This is a genomic window from Pseudomonas sp. 05N432, from assembly GCF_056396945.1.
In genome coordinates this window covers 173,760-188,864 of record NZ_JBFTMM010000009.1, presented here as the reverse complement: position 1 = coordinate 188,864, position 15,105 = coordinate 173,760, and the positions used below count along the sequence as shown (strand labels likewise).

The window sequence follows — 15,105 nt, the reverse complement described above, 5'->3', positions numbered from 1 at the left end:
GACGTTACTATTTTTTGAGGGGCGCCGCGACTGCGGCGCTCTCAGGCCGCCTTGGGTTTAGGCGGAAACTTGGGTGCGTGCAGACCCAGCTGCATGCCTTGATGGACCATGCCCATGATGTCCTCGTGGGCCAGATCGAACAGGCGCTTGAGGTTCGGCAGGACAAAGTACAGCGGTTGCAGGATGTCGATGCGATACGGCGTGCGCATCGCTTCCAGCGGATCAAAGGCTTGATGCTCCGGTTCGCCGGACAGGCTGTACACGGTTTCTTTCGGCGAGGAGAGGATGCCGCCGCCGTAGATGCGTTTGCCTTGTGGGGTGTCGACCAAGCCAAACTCGATGGTCATCCAGTACAGGCGCGCCAGATAAACGCGTTCTTCCTTGGAAGCCTGTAGGCCGAGTTTGCCATAGGTGTGGGTGAATTCGGCGAACCAGGGGTTGGTCAGCAGCGGGCAGTGCCCAAAGATCTCGTGGAAAATGTCCGGCTCTTGCAGGTAATCCAGTTCTTCGCGAGTACGAATAAAGGTCGCGACCGGAAACTGCTTGCTGGCCAGCAATTCAAAGAAGGTCTGGAACGGAATCAGCGCGGGCACCCGGGCGACTTGCCAGCCGGTGGTCTCGCCGAGGACTTTGTTGATTTCGTCGAGTTGCGGAATGCGGTCATGGGGCAGGCCGAGTTTTTCGATGCCGTCCATGTATTCCTGGCACGCACGACCCTCGAGCACTTTCAGCTGGCGAGTGATCAGCGTATTCCACACTGCATGTTCTTCAGCGGTGTAGTGAATAAAACCTTGCGCATCGGGCTCGCGGGCCACGTATTGCGTCTGCTTCATGCTGCTCTCCTGCAAAGGGATACGTTCTTGTTATGTCTTGTTGCCTATGGACCTAGAGATAACTCGAAATGTGCGACCTTGCAGCAGGGTTTGAACGTTGCGCGTAGGAGAATTCCCTGATTTTCGTAAAGTATTCGTTACGGATGAGTGGCTGTGGCGTAGGTATTGAGATTTTCAGGTTTGAAAAGGCCTTGGGCTGTCACATAATCTTGACGACAAACTTCGCGCCTTGGCAGAAAAATCCTCGCCACGCGCCTCATTTACCATCGTTCAGGCCTTTATATGCGTATCAAAGTCCACTGCCAGAACCGCATCGGTATCCTGCGCGACATTCTCAACCTGTTGGTGGAGTACGGGATCAACGTAGCTCGAGGTGAGGTCGGCGGCGAACATGGCAACGCGATCTACCTGCATTGCCCGAACCTGATCAATCTTCAGTTCCAGGCACTGCGTCCGAAGTTCGAGGCCATCGCCGGTGTGTTCGGCGTCAAACGCGTAGGGCTGATGCCCAGCGAGCGTCGGCATATGGAGCTGAATGCCTTGCTCGGCGCACTGGAGTTTCCGGTGCTGTCGATCGACATGGGCGGCTCGATCGTCGCGGCCAACCGCGCCGCCGCGCAATTGCTCGGGGTGCGGGTGGACGAGGTGCCGGGCATTCCTTTGTCGCGGTATGCCGAGGACTTCGATCTGCCGGAGCTGGTACGCGCCAACAAGTCGCGGATCAATGGTTTGCGCGTCAAGGTCAAGGGCGACGTGTTCCTGGCCGATATCGCGCCGTTGCAATCGGAGCATGACGACAGCGAGGCCATGGCCGGTGCGGTGCTGACGCTGCACCGGGCGGACCGGGTCGGCGAACGCATCTATAACGTGCGCAAGCAGGAGTTGCGCGGTTTCGACAGCATCTTCCAGAGTTCTAAAGTCATGGCCGCGGTGGTGCGTGAAGCGCGGCGCATGGCGCCACTGGATGCGCCGCTGCTGATTGAGGGTGAGACCGGCACCGGTAAAGAACTGTTAGCCCGCGCCTGTCACCTGGCCAGCCCACGCGGGCAGTCGCCATTGATGGCGCTTAATTGCGCCGGGCTGCCGGAGTCGATGGCCGAGACCGAGCTGTTCGGTTATGGCCCGGGGGCGTTCGAAGGGGCGCGGGCCGAAGGCAAGCTCGGGCTGCTGGAGTTGACGGCGGGCGGTACGTTGTTTCTCGATGGTGTGGGGGAAATGAGTCCGCGCTTGCAGGTGAAATTGCTGCGGTTCTTGCAGGACGGTTGCTTCCGTCGGGTCGGCAGTGATGAAGAGGTTTACCTGGATGTGCGGGTGATCTGCGCCACCCAGGTCGATTTGTCTGAACTGTGTGCCCGCGGTGAATTCCGTCAGGATCTTTACCATCGCTTGAATGTGCTTTCACTGCATATTCCGCCGCTGCGTGAATGCCTCGACGGTCTGACGCCGCTGGTCGAGCACTTCCTCGATCAGGCCAGTCGGCAGATTGGTTGTCCACTACCGAAGCTGGCACCGGCGGCGATGGAGCGGCTCAGCCATTACCACTGGCCGGGCAACGTCCGGCAGTTGGAGAACGTGCTGTTTCAGGCGGTTTCGCTGTGTGACGGCGGCACGGTCAAGGCAGAGCATATTCGCCTGCCGGATTACGGCGTGCGCCAGCCTCTGGGGGATTTCTCGCTGGAAGGCGGGCTGGACGAGATTGTCGGGCGTTTCGAAAAGGCGGTGCTGGAGCGGCTGTATGCCGAGTACCCGAGCAGTCGCCTTTTGGGCAAGCGCCTCGGGGTTTCTCATACCACTATCGCCAACAAACTACGTGAGTATGAAGTCGGCAAGACCGAATCATAGCCAAAAACTGTATTGGCTCTGGTGGTCTCTTCGCGAGCAAGCCCGCTCCTACAGGGGAATACATTCCAAATGTGGGAGCGGGCTTGCTCGCGAAGGCGGCAGTGCAGGCAACCTTAGTATCAGCCTTTGCCACCTACCGGCATAACACCGCCGGTTTTTCGACTTCGATACATTTCAAATTTCCCCTCGTTAACCCTCAAGTCCTTTGTTTGCCGGGCCGCAAGCCGCCAGAAAAAAGTTGGTCTGCAAATTGCTTGAGGCTCTGCAGTACAGCGGTGGGCGGCAAACGTCCGACATGCAGAGGAAAGACTGTGGACAAGTACCTTTATGTGGCAATGACCGGCGCCAGCCAGAACGCACTGGCGCAAAAGGCTCATGCCAACAACCTGGCGAACATCTCCACCAACGGTTTTCAGAAAGACCTGGAGCAGGCGCGGTCGATGCCGGTGTTTGGCGACAGCTTTCCGGCGCGAGCGTTTGCCCTGTCCGAACGTCCGGCCACCGACTTCTCGCCTGGCGCGATGATTGAAACCGGTCGCGACCTCGATGTAGCGGTTCAGGGCAGCGGCTGGATTGCCGTACAGAATCCGAACGGTGGTGAAAGCTATGTGCGCACCGGCAGCCTGAATGTCGACGCCCTGGGCGTGTTGCGCGCCGGCAACGGCATGCCAGTCATGGGCAACGGTGGCCCGATTGCCGTGCCGCCCGAGCAGAAAATCGAAGTCGGCCAGGACGGCACCATCAGCATTCGGTCAATGGGTGAAGGTCCGCGCGTCATCGCAGAAATCGACCGCATCAAGCTGGTCAACCCGGACATCAAGAACATGACCAAAGGTCTGGACGGTTCGATCCATACCGCCGACGGCAAGCCGGCGCCGGTCGATGCCAATGTGCAACTGGTGTCGGGCTTCCTTGAATCGAGCAACGTCAACGCCGTTGAAGAGATGACCTCGGTGTTGGCCTTGTCCAAGCAATTCGAGCTGCACATCAAGATGATGAACACCGCCAAAGACGACGACCAGGCCATGGCTCGGGTCTTGCAGATCAGCTAATTATCAGAACGTCGCGCCGTAAAACAGGCGCACGAGGAGAATTGAATGCTTCCGGCTCTATGGGTTGCCAAAACAGGTCTGTCCGCCCAGGACACCAACCTGACGACTATTTCCAACAACCTGGCAAACGTATCGACCACGGGTTTCAAGCGTGACCGTGCCGAGTTCCAGGACTTGTTGTACCAGATCAAGCGTCAGCCAGGCGCCCAGTCGACTCAGGACAGCGCACTGCCGTCGGGTCTGCAATTGGGTACCGGTGTGCGCATTGTCGGCACTCAGAAAAACTTCACCGCCGGTAGCCTGCAAACCACCGACCAGCCGCTGGACATGGCGGTCGACGGTCGCGGTTTCTTCCAGATCCTGCAGCCGGATGGCACGACCGCCTACACCCGTGACGGTACGTTCCACCTGGACTCCAATGGCCAGATCGTCAACGCCAGCGGCTTCGCCCTGGAGCCGGCCATCGTCATTCCGAACAACGCACAGACCTTCACGGTCGGTCGTGACGGCACCGTGTCGATCACCGTTCCAGGCGCTGCTGCCGCGCAAGTGATCGGCAACCTGCAAACCGCCGACTTCATCAACCCGGCCGGTCTGCAGGCGATGGGCAACAACCTGTTCCAGGAAACCGCCGCCAGTGGTGCGCCGCAAATCGGTACGCCGGGCCTGAACGGTTTTGGCACCACGCTGCAGAACACCCTGGAAACCTCCAACGTCAGCACCGTTGAAGAGATGGTCAACATGATCACCACTCAACGCGCCTACGAGATGAACTCCAAGGTGATTTCTACCGCCGACCAGATGCTCTCGTTCGTAACGCAGAATCTGTAATCAAGTCTATGAGGCGGCATGAAGCCGCCTGCAACACCGTGAGGTAGGGTCATGAATCGCTTTGTATCTGTTCTCGCATTGAGTGGGATCGCCGTGCTCGCGGGCTGCGTCGGTCCGACGCCGAAGCCCAATGACCCGTACTACGCGCCCGTGTTGCCTCGTACACCGCTGCCTGCAGCGGCAAACAACGGCTCGATCTATCAGGCCGGTTTCGAGCAGAACCTGTACAGCGACCGCAAGGCGTTCCGGGTCGGTGACATCATCACCATCACCCTGAACGAAAAGACCCAGGCCAGTAAAAACGCCAACTCCCAGGTGGACAAGACCAGCAAGGCCGGAATCGGTCTGACCTCGTTGTTCGGTGGCACTCCGGCCGCCAACAGTCCCCTGAGTCTGGGTGCCAATTACAACGGTGACCGCGCCACCAAGGGCGACAGCAAGGCAGGGCAGGGCAACAGCCTGACCGGTTCGATCACCGTCACCGTTGCCGACGTGCTGCCCAACGGCATCATTGCCGTGCGTGGCGAGAAGTGGATGACCCTCAACACCGGTGATGAACTGGTGCGCATTGCCGGTCTGGTCCGGGCAGACGATATCGCTACCGATAACACGGTACCGTCGACGCGTATCGCTGATGCACGGATCACCTATTCGGGCACCGGTTCGTTTGCCGACGCGAGTCAGCCAGGCTGGTTCGACCGTTTCTTCTTAAGCCCGCTGTTCCCTTTCTAGGTGATGAAACGACTCATGTTTAATTTCAAGCACCTGATGGCGGCCGTGTTATTGCTGTCCACCTCCCTCGGCGTTCAGGCCGAGCGGTTGAAGGACATCGCCAGTATTTCGGGCGTGCGTTCCAACCAATTGATCGGCTACGGCCTGGTCGTCGGGCTTAACGGCACGGGTGACCAGACCACGCAAACCCCGTTCACCCTGCAGACCTTCAACAACATGCTCTCGCAGTTCGGCATCAAGGTGCCGGCTGGCTCCGGCAACGTGCAGTTGAAGAACGTTGCTGCGGTGTCGGTCAGCGCCGATTTGCCGGCGTTTGCCAAGCCGGGTCAGCAGGTCGACATCACCGTATCCTCGATCGGCAACTCCAAGAGCCTGCGCGGCGGCACCTTGCTGCTGACGCCGCTCAAGGGTATCGACGGTAACGTCTATGCGATCGCCCAGGGCAACCTGGTGGTCGGTGGTTTTGATGCTGAAGGTCGCGACGGTTCGAAGATCACCGTCAACGTTCCGTCGGCGGGTCGCATTCCGGGTGGTGCTTCGGTCGAGCGTTCGGTGCCGAGCGGTTTCAATCAGGGCAACAGCCTGACCCTGAACCTCAACCGCTCCGACTTCACCACTGCCAAGCGCGTGGTCGACAAGATCAACAACATGCTCGGCCCTGGTGTTGCGCAGGCGATTGATGGCGGTTCAATCCGCGTTACCGCGCCGCTCGACCCGAGCCAGCGCGTCGACTACTTGTCGATCCTGGAAAACCTCGAAGTCGATCCGGGCCAGGCGGTGGCCAAGGTCATCATCAATTCGCGGACCGGCACTATCGTGATCGGCCAGAACGTCAAGGTTTCACCGGCCGCCGTGACTCACGGCAGCCTGACCGTGACCATCACCGAAGACCCGATCGTCAGCCAGCCAGGGCCTTTGTCCAACGGTCAGACCGCAGTCGTGCCGCGGTCCCGGGTCAATGCCCAGCAAGAAGCCAAGCCGATGTTCAAGTTTGGCCCTGGCACCACGCTGGACGAGATTGTCCGTGCGGTGAATCAGGTCGGCGCGGCGCCGGGTGACTTGATGGCGATCCTTGAAGCATTGAAGCAGGCTGGCGCACTGCAAGCCGACCTGATCGTGATCTGATATGGCGAACATGGATCTTCACAAGAGCGGGTTGGTCAGCAGCGGCGATTCGGGTTCGTACTCGGACCTGAACCGGCTTAACCAGCTCAAGGTCGGTGACAAGAACAGCGATGCGAACATGCGCAAGGTGGCGCAGGAGTTCGAGTCGCTGTTCCTCAGCGAGATGCTCAAGTCCATGCGCTCGGCCACCGAGACCCTGGGCAAGGACAATCCGCTCAACACGCCTGCAGCCAAGCAGTACCAGGAAATGTACGACCAGCAGCTGGCGGTTTCCATGTCTCGCCAGGGGCATGGTATCGGTCTGGCCGACGTGTTGATGCGCCAGATGTCGAAGAACAAACCGCTGGCGCCGGGTGAGGCGGCGGCGATGTCTGCGGCCAAGCAGGAAGCGGCGAAAGCGGCGGTATCAACGCCGGTGGCTGCCGGTACGGTGGGCACCGAAGGGCCGTTGTCGCGGCTCAATGGTCAGCGGCCGTTGTGGGCGTCGCGTGCGATCAGCCCACCGCAGCAGTCGCTCGATGGACACCGCAATGATGTGGCGATGCTCAATCAGCGTCGTCTGGCGCTGCCGCCGAAACTCGCGGACCGCTTGCTCGCCGGCCTGGTGCCGTCGGCATCGACGGCCGCAACGGCGCTCAACAACATTCAGGCGCCTCAAGGCACGAAGACCGGTTCCGGTCCCCTGTTCAATGGCGATTGGCTGGCCTCGCAAACGGACTCGGGATCGAACGGGCGGATGCAGATTTATGGTCGTGCCATGGCTCAAATTCCGTTGGCACCGGCGAAGAAAGCCTTCAGCTCTGCCGACGAATTCGTCAATACGATGATGCCGATGGCCAAGGAAGCCGCCGACCGCATTGGCGTCGATCCGCGTTATCTGGTGGCCCAGGCGGCCCTGGAAACCGGTTGGGGTAAATCGGTCATGCGCGCCCAGGATGGCAGCAGCAGTCACAACCTGTTCGGCATCAAGGCTGGCAGCAGTTGGAAGGGCGATTCGGCGCGGGCGATCACCAGCGAATTCAGGAATGGCGAGATGGTCAAGGAGACGGCCGAGTTCCGTTCCTACGCCTCTTACAAGGACAGCTTCCATGACCTTGTGACATTGCTGCAAACCAATAATCGCTATCAAGATGTTGTGAAGTCGGCCGATAACCCAGAACAGTTTGTACGCGAGTTGCAAAAGGCCGGGTATGCAACCGACCCGGGCTACGCCAGCAAGATTTCGCAGATTGCCAAGCAGATGAAGAGTTACCAGAACTACGCTGCGGCGGGCTCTTCCACGACGCCTTTATAGGCATAAGGTATAAGGTCTGAATCATGAGTTTGCTCAATATCGGGATGTCGGGGTTGAATGCGGCCTCATCGTCTTTGGCGGTGACCGGCAATAACATTGCCAACGTTGATACGGCCGGCTACTCGCGTCAGCAAACCGTACAGAGCAGCAAGTCCTCTATTCAGTACGGCAATAACGTATTCATCGGCACGGGCACGACCCTGGCGGACGTGCGTCGGGTGTATAGCGCCTACCTCGACACCCAGTTGCAGACCACCACTTCGCTTAATGGTCAGGCTTCGTCCTATCTGGGGCAGGTCACTCCGGTCGACACGATGCTGTCCGACAGCAATACCGGTCTCAGTGGTTCACTGCAGAAGTTCTTCACTTCCCTGCAAGCTGTCGCGACCAAGCCTACCGATGATGCGTCCCGCCAATCGGCGATGACCAATGCCAAGACCCTGAGTGATCGCTTCAACTCGATTTCCAAGCAGTTGACCGACCAGAACACCGGCATCAACTCCAACCTCGCGGACATGGCCTCCCAGGTCAATAAGCTGGCGACCACGATCGCCCAGTACAACCAGCAAATTTCTCAAACGTCGGGTAGCAACACCAGCAACAGCAGTGGGCCGAGTGACCTGCTCGACAAGCGTAACGAGGCGGTCCGTCAGCTTTCCGAACTGGTCGGTGCACAGGTTGTCGAGCGCGGCACCAACTACGATGTCTACATCGGCAGCGGTCAGCCGTTGGTGATGGGCAGCACCACTAACACCCTGGAAACCGTACCGGGCAAGACGGATCCGACTCAGTCGACGCTCCAGTTGAATCGCGGTTCGAGCGTCATTGATATTACGTCGGTACTAACGACCGGGCAGATCGGTGGCTTGCTGAGTTATCGCAGCGACGTACTCAACCCGGCAATCAATCAGTTGGGACGCATCGCGCTGGTCACCGCCGATCAGATGAACCAGCAGCAGGCGCAGGGCATCGATCAGAACGGCGATTTCGGTTCGGCAATCTTCAACAACATCAACAGTGCCACGCTGATCTCGCAGCGCAGCATTGCCCAGGCGGGTAACAGCGCCGGTTCCGGCAACCTCAATGTCACTATCAACGACACGGGCAAGCTGACGACCAGCGATTATCAGGTGACCTTCACCAGCGCCACGAACTACAGCGTCACGCGCTCCGATGGCACCAACATGGGCGCCTTCAGCACCACCACCACACCACCTCCGGTGATCGACGGCTTCAGCATGACGCTCAATGGTGGCGGTGCCATGAGCGCCGGCGATACCTTCAAGGTAACGCCGACCCGTAGCGGCGCCAGTGATATCCAGACGGTGATCACCGATCCGAAGAAGCTCGCCGCGGCTGCGCCTCTGAGCGGTGTCGCCAGTGCGAACAACAAAGGCACCTATACCCAGCCGACGTTGACCAGCACCCTGGATATCTACAATCCAGCGGCCAATGCCGACCTGCAAACCGGGCTCCAGTATTCGACGCCGGTCAAAGTGGTGTTCGATCCTGCCGGTGCCGGGACTCAGGGTTATAAGCTTTACGATGCCAAGGGCGTGAGCATGGGCGCGGGCACCATCGTTCCCGGTCAAAGCAATACCCTGAACCTGCAAGTGAACATGGTCGATAGCACGGGTGCTGCGATCATGGACAACTCGGTCGTGCCTGCGGTACAGAAGACCTTCTCGGTTCAAACAACGGTCAATGGTTCGCCTGCTGCCGGTGAGAGCTTCAGTATTTCGTTGACCGGTGCCAACTCTTCGGACAACCGCAACAGCACCGCTCTGGTCGGTTTGCAGACCAAGCAAACGGTGGATACCGGCTCGGTGAGCAAGGGGCTCAGCCTCTCGGACGCCTACGGCAAACTGGTGTCCAACGTTGGCGCCCAGGCGGCTCAGGCCAAGTCTGACGGCGATGCCGCCACGGTGATTCTGACCGGTGCCAAGAATGCCCGCGATGCCCTGTCGGGTGTCAACCTCGATGAAGAGTCCGGCAACCTGGTGAAATACCAGCAGTACTACACAGCCTCATCGCAGATCATCAAGGCTGCGCAGGAAACTTTCAGCACGCTGATCAACAGTCTTTAAGGAGTCGTAATTCATGCGCATTTCTACCGCCCAGTATTACGAAACGACCGCTGCCAACTATCAGCGTAATTACAACAATGCAATCAAGACCAGTGCCGAAGCGAGCAGCCTGACCAAGGTCAACACCGCCGCCGATGATCCGATTGGTGCTGCGCGCTTGCTTCAGCTCGGCCAACAGAGCGCGATGCTGGATCAGTACGCCGGCAACATCAGCAACCTCAAGAGTTCATACAGCCAGGCCGAAACAGCGTTGAGCGCCATTGGCACTGCCTTGCAGCGGGCCAAGGAGTTGGCGGTGGGCGCCAACAACGGCACGCAGACCGATGCGGACCGTAAGGCTGCGGCCCAGGAGTTGGGGCAGATTCAGAATCAGGTGCTGGGCCTCATGAACAGTCAGGATGCCGACGGTAACTACCTGTTCGCCGGCTCCAAAACCAGTACGCCTCCGTACACGGCAAATTCCGATGGCACCTACAGCTACAACGGTGACCAGTCCGACGTGAGCCTGGCCATCGGCGACTCCATGTCGGTTGCCAGCAACATCACTGGTTGGGATGCCTTCCAGAAGGCGACCAACACCAGTCGCTCTCTGGCCACCATGACCGCACCTGCGGTGGATGACGGTCGGGTGACGCTGTCCAACGGACAGATCAGCAACAGCGCAACGTTCGATTCCAAGTTCACCGCCGGTCAACCTTACACCGTGAATTTTGTCAGCAGTACCCAACTGCAGATCACTGATGCGCTGGGTAACGATGTCACTGCCGAGGCCAGCCAGAACGGTGTGATCAGCAATAAAGACGCGTCTAACCAGGCGGTCAGTTTCCGCGGTGTGGACCTGAACCTGAACATCAATCTGAAGCCTGGCGATACCGTTCCGGATGCGGTGATTGCCGGCCATAGCTTCCAGTTGTCGGTCAAGCCGGACACCATCAATACGTCGCGCAGCCCAGGCAACCCATCGACGGCGGTTATCTCGGGGGCTACCCAGAGCAACCCGACTGCCTATAACAGCACCTTCCCGACTGGTGGTGCGATTCTCAAGTTCACCAGTGCCACGGCTTACGATCTTTATGCATCGCCGATCACGGCGACCAGCAAGCCGGTATCGTCGGGCACCATGGCCGGTTCTACGGCGACAGCAGCAGGGGTTACGTTTACGTTCGGCGGTACTCCGGCAGCCGGCGATCAGTTTGTTGTCCAGGCTAACAACCACCAGACCCAGAACGTTCTGGACACCCTGGGGCAGTTGCAAGCGGCGTTGAGTACTCCGGCGGATAACAATCCGGTTGCCTTGCAAAAAATGCAGGCAGCCGTCGCGTCGGGCATGGCCAACCTGGACGCTGCTTCGGCGCAGTTGGGGTCGGCAATCACAGCTGTGGGCGTGCGTGGTCAGGCCCTGGATGATCAGACGACCACCAACCAGAGTCTCGTCCTGGCCAACACCACCAGCCAGTCGGCTATCCGCGACTCTGATCCGGCCGAAGTCATGACCCGTCTGACGTTGCAGCAAACCATGTTGCAGGCCGCGCAACTGKCGTTCAGCAAAATCAGTCAGCTGGGTCTGTTCAACAAGATCTAAAGGGGCCTGGCGCGAAAGCGCCCGGCCGTAAACCGCCGAATACCAATCGCCTTTTTTCAGCGGTTTCAGGGGCTCACCCGACCGGGTGAGCATCCTCCGCTTGAGAGCCCCACCGTGAATCCAGTCCCGTTAGTCAGCCTCGTCATTCCCGCCTTCAATCCACGCTTCTTCGCTCGGGCGCTGCGCAGCGCTGTGATCCAGCAATACGCCAACCTCGAAATCATTGTGTGCGACGACAGTCGCGGCGATGAGATCAAGCAGGTTGTCGAGTCGCTGGCGGGCGACGCGGCAGAACGTGTGCGGTATGTACGAAACCCGCAGACGCTGGGGTTTGTCGGCAATCTGCTGGCGTGCCTGGGCGAGGCAAGGGGCGAGTACATCAAGTTTCTCTGCGATGACGATCAGCTGTCGCCTGCGTGTATCGAGCGCCAGGCGCAGGTCTTGAGCGAGCAGGCGGACATCAATCTGGTGCTGGCCCAGCGTGTGTTCTGGGATGCGGATGATCACCCGCTGCCCTCGCGCCTGGAGAACAGCACGCTGTCGCCGGTGTGCGGGATATTCAAGGGCGATGACCTGCTGGCGATTTTCGAGAGCTACCCGGTCAACTTCCTCGGTGGCTTCAGCAGTGCGCTGTTCCGCCGCAAGGATGTGCAGGAACTGATGCCGGCCTTGACTCAACCTGGCCATTGCTTTGTCGCGTCGCTTGATCTGGCCTTGTACATCTGCCTGATGCGGCGGGGCAACATGGCGCAACTCAACTACGTGTTGAGTGTCGAGCGGTTGTATCCGGAGCGTTTGATTCGTCAGCAGCCGATGAAAGAGGCGGCGGAGCTGGAGAAGCACTGGCTGGTGCAAATGCTCAAGGTTCGCGGTGGCGAGGGCGCTCCTGCCGGAGGCTGGGTTCGTTACCTGCCACTGAGCCGGGCCGAAGAGGCGCCGCGAGTCTGGGATGAGTTACCCCTGAGTCGGACGCTGGGGAATCGCCAGGCCAGCCAGGAGTATCGGGTGGGAATCGCCAGCGAGAGCTTTTCCCAGCTGTACGCGCAATGGCTGGCCTGTCGCACACTCAGTGATACCCAGCGACGTCTGTTGCCGGAAACCGTGGCCGGTTGGTCGCGACAGCCAAAAATCGTCCCGATCATCATCGATGATCAGGCCGGTCGTGCTGCCCTGGATCTGACCCTTGAAAGCCTGGCCGGTCAGCTATATGCGCCGGAGTTGATTCTGGTGTTGTCCAGCGCGTGTACCGAAGCGCAGCTCGATGAGCGGGTGTTCAATCTGCCGTTGCAGGAGGATCGGTGTGCGCAGCTCAACGCATTGCTGGCGCAACTCGACGGGGTTGACTGGTTCTATCTGCTGCGTGCCGGCGATCGTCTGGTGGAGCCGGCGCTGTTGCTGCTGGCCGAGCGTGTCAGTGCGTCACCGAGCGCATTGTGTGTGTATGGCGACGAAGGCGGATTGCGCGACGGTGAGTCGGCAGACCCGGTCTTCAAGCCGGATTTCAACCTGGACCTGATGCGCAGTTATCCCTATGTCGGGCGATCCCTGGCCTTTCAGCGCGAACGTTTCCTGGCGCTGGGTGGCTTCGATTCACGTTACGGCGAACTGGCGCCTCACGATGTGCTGTGGCGCATGGTCGAGGGCGATGGCGTCGAGGTGGTCGAACATATTGCCGAGGTGATGCTGGAGTCGATGCTCGGTCTCGCGCAGTGGCTGGCACTGCCCGACGTCATTGAGCTCAACCCGCAAGTGTTGGAGGCGCATCTTCAGCGATTGGGCGTTGCCCATGAGATTCGCCAGGGCAGTTTTACCTTGCTCAATCGTGTCGATTACCTGCACGCCGAGCGGCCGCTGGTGTCGATCATCATTGTCTGCAAGGACCAGTTGGCAGTGCTGCAGCGGTGTGTCGAAAGCCTGTTGGAGAAAACTGCCTATAGCGAGTACGAGTTGCTGCTGGTCGACAACGGCAGTGAGTCTGCGCAGACGCTTGAGTGGCTGAGCGCCATGGCCCGGTTGGGCAGTGACCGGTTGCGGGTGCTGACGTATCCGCAGCAGGGGAATGTCGCGGCGACGCGCAACTTTGCGGCGCAGCAGGCTCGCGGTGAATACCTGCTGATGCTCGACCCGTATGTGGTGGTCACCCGTGCGGACTGGCTGGGTGAGTTGCTCAATCATGCGCAGCGTCCAGAAGTCGGTGTCGTCGGGGCCAAGCTGTTCAATCCTGACGGTTGCGTGCTGCATGCCGGCCTGATTCTCGGGCTGCAAGGGCCGGCCGCTTCACCGTTTTTCGCCGACTCGCTTAACGCGGCGGGCTACATGCACCGCTTGCAGGTGGTTCAGGACCTGAGCGCTGTCGGTGCCGATTGCCTGATGGTGCGCAAGGCAATATTCGAGAGTGTCGGCGGGCTGCAGGCGCAGGATTTTGCCTTGACCCTCAACGAGGTGGACCTGTGTTTGCGGGTCCGTCAGAACGGCTATCTGGTGGTGTGGACGCCGTACGCCCAGTTGGCCCTCGGGACACAGCCTGCTGTCGTACCGGACAAAGCCGAGTTGGCGCAACGCACGCAAGAGCAGGAAACCTTCTACCGGCGCTGGTTGCCCATTGTTGCTCGCGACCCGGCGTACAACCCGAATCTGATGCTCAATACCCTGGGCGGTTCCAGTTACAGCCTGGAGCCAGGCTTGCGCACCGGCTGGAGCCCGTTTTCCGTTCGCCAGTTACCGAACATCATGGCGCTGCCGGTCAACTCCTCGGCGGTCGGTCACTATCGGGCGATCCAGCCGCTGGTCGAACTGGAGAAGGCGGGTCGGGCGACCGGGCGGATCTACTACGACCTGCCGTCGATCATCGAGATCGAGCGTGAGGCGCCGGACGTCATCATCCTGCAAGGGCGCTACAGTGAAGGGCCGGTCAACGAGATCGCCGCCTTCAAGCCCTACACCAACGCCCGACTGATTTACGAACTTGATGACTATGTCATCAAGGCGCCGAAGAAGAACGCGCATATTCGTAATATGCCGGACCACGTCGAGATGGAGCGTCTGGTCCGTCGCGGCATTGGCCTGTGCGATCGGGTGGTGGTGTCGACCCAGCCACTGGCCGATGCGTTGTCGTCGATGCATCACGACATTCGGGTCGTGCCGAACATGCTCGCCACTCATCTTTGGGATGGCCTGCGCAGCCAGCGCCGCACCTCGAAAAAGCCACGGGTAGGCTGGGGGGGCGGTACCAGCCACTCGGGCGACCTGGCGATCATCGCCGACGTCGTTCGCGAGCTGGCCAACGAGGTGGATTGGGTGTTCTTCGGCATGTGCCCTGAAGAGTTGCTGCCTTACATGCATGAGTTCCATGGCGTGATCGACCTCAGTGTCTACCCGGCGAAGCTGGCCAGCCTGAACCTCGACCTGGCGCTGGCGCCGCTGGAGTTTCATATCTTCAACGACTGCAAGAGCAATCTGCGCCTGTTGGAGTACGGTGCTTGCGGCTACCCGGTGGTGTGTACCGATACCGAGGCCTATCGGGGTTATCTGCCGTGCACTCGGGTTGTCAGCAACAGCACCGATGAGTGGTTGCAAGCCATCCGCATGCACCTGGCGGACCCGGATGCCAGCTACCGCATGGGCGATGAACTGCGCGAAGCGGTGCTGCGCGACTACATGCTGCGCGGGGATAACGTGCGGTACTGGGAAAACGGCTGGTTGGCCGACTGATACCGCCAGCCTTCGG

The 15,105-nt window shown here is 59.8% G+C and carries 10 protein-coding genes; 9 read left to right on the top strand and 1 reads right to left on the bottom strand.

Annotation, left to right across the window (positions count from 1 at the left end):
* Nucleotides 1–41 precede the first annotated feature (41 nt).
* On the bottom strand, nucleotides 42–833 hold the full coding sequence (phhA, locus tag AC1DHT_RS12175; protein WP_054596268.1) for a phenylalanine 4-monooxygenase: 792 nt from the start codon (nucleotides 831–833) through the stop codon (nucleotides 42–44).
* Nucleotides 834–1,115: 282 nt separating this feature from the next.
* Between phhA and AC1DHT_RS12170 the strand changes: the two genes are divergently transcribed.
* The 9 genes from AC1DHT_RS12170 to AC1DHT_RS12130 all read left to right on the top strand — a co-directional run bounded on the left by AC1DHT_RS12170 (nucleotide 1,116) and on the right by AC1DHT_RS12130 (nucleotide 15,089).
* Entirely contained in the window at nucleotides 1,116–2,675 is a 1,560-nt protein-coding gene (locus AC1DHT_RS12170) for a sigma-54-dependent transcriptional regulator (protein ID WP_427539140.1), read from the top strand.
* A gap of 311 nt (nucleotides 2,676–2,986) precedes the next feature.
* Nucleotides 2,987–3,727 (top strand): flagellar basal body rod protein FlgF, encoded by a 741-nt coding sequence (locus tag AC1DHT_RS12165; RefSeq protein WP_427539137.1) that lies wholly within the window; start codon nucleotides 2,987–2,989, stop codon nucleotides 3,725–3,727.
* A 45-nt stretch (nucleotides 3,728–3,772) separates the two neighbouring features.
* Nucleotides 3,773–4,558, top strand: coding sequence for a flagellar basal-body rod protein FlgG (flgG, locus tag AC1DHT_RS12160; protein WP_054596270.1), 786 nt, complete (start codon nucleotides 3,773–3,775; stop codon nucleotides 4,556–4,558).
* A gap of 51 nt (nucleotides 4,559–4,609) precedes the next feature.
* Nucleotides 4,610–5,290 (top strand): flagellar basal body L-ring protein FlgH, encoded by a 681-nt coding sequence (gene flgH, locus AC1DHT_RS12155; protein WP_427529886.1) that lies wholly within the window; start codon nucleotides 4,610–4,612, stop codon nucleotides 5,288–5,290.
* Nucleotides 5,291–5,305: 15 nt separating this feature from the next.
* On the top strand, nucleotides 5,306–6,415 hold the full coding sequence (locus AC1DHT_RS12150) for a flagellar basal body P-ring protein FlgI (RefSeq protein WP_054596272.1): 1,110 nt from the start codon (nucleotides 5,306–5,308) through the stop codon (nucleotides 6,413–6,415).
* A gap of 10 nt (nucleotides 6,416–6,425) precedes the next feature.
* Nucleotides 6,426–7,709, top strand: a complete 1,284-nt coding sequence (gene flgJ, locus AC1DHT_RS12145; RefSeq protein WP_442114728.1) for a flagellar assembly peptidoglycan hydrolase FlgJ — start codon at nucleotides 6,426–6,428, stop codon at nucleotides 7,707–7,709.
* A 23-nt stretch (nucleotides 7,710–7,732) separates the two neighbouring features.
* Nucleotides 7,733–9,796, top strand: a complete 2,064-nt coding sequence (gene flgK / locus AC1DHT_RS12140; protein ID WP_427539131.1) for a flagellar hook-associated protein FlgK — start codon at nucleotides 7,733–7,735, stop codon at nucleotides 9,794–9,796.
* 13 nt (nucleotides 9,797–9,809) lie between these two features.
* Nucleotides 9,810–11,378 (top strand): flagellar hook-associated protein 3, encoded by a 1,569-nt coding sequence (locus AC1DHT_RS12135; RefSeq protein ID WP_477761365.1) that lies wholly within the window; start codon nucleotides 9,810–9,812, stop codon nucleotides 11,376–11,378.
* A gap of 114 nt (nucleotides 11,379–11,492) precedes the next feature.
* Nucleotides 11,493–15,089, top strand: coding sequence for a glycosyltransferase (locus AC1DHT_RS12130; RefSeq protein WP_427539125.1), 3,597 nt, complete (start codon nucleotides 11,493–11,495; stop codon nucleotides 15,087–15,089).
* Nucleotides 15,090–15,105: the final 16 nt, after the last annotated feature.